Consider the following 491-nt stretch of genomic DNA (forward strand, 5'->3'; position numbering starts at 1 on the left):
ACGCGCGCGAGACCGAGCAGCCCGTGCTTGGCCGTCACGTACGCCGACTTCAGCGGCGACGCTTCGTGCGAGTGCACCGAGCCCATGTAGATCACGACGCCGCCGCGATCGTCCTTGTACATGTGCTTGAGCGCGGCCTTGGTCGTCAGGAACGCGCCGTCGACGTGGATCGCCTGCATCTTCTTCCAGTCGGAGAACGCGTAGTTCTCGATCGGGTTGACGATCTGGATGCCCGCGTTCGACACGAGAATGTCGACCGAGCCGAACGTGTCGGCCACCTTGTCGATGCCGCTGTTGACCGCTTCTTCGTTGGTCACGTCCATCGCGACGCCGATCGCCTTGCCGCCTGCCTTGACGATCTCGTCGGCAACCGCGTTTGCGCCGTCCTGGTTCAGGTCGGCGATCGCCACGGCCGCGCCCGCTTTCGCGAGCTCCAGCGCGATTTCCTTGCCGATGCCGCTTGCGGCGCCCGTGACGACTGCGGTCTTGCC

Annotated in this window: 1 protein-coding gene; it reads right to left on the minus strand. The window is 65.4% G+C overall.

Annotation, left to right across the window (positions count from 1 at the left end):
* Window positions 1-491, minus strand: a 491-nt coding sequence (locus tag NQV17_RS37845) for an SDR family NAD(P)-dependent oxidoreductase (protein ID WP_257776168.1), incomplete at both ends; no start/stop codon positions are given.

This window comes from Burkholderia sp. SCN-KJ (assembly GCF_024656005.1).
Lineage (GTDB): Bacteria > Pseudomonadota > Gammaproteobacteria > Burkholderiales > Burkholderiaceae > Burkholderia.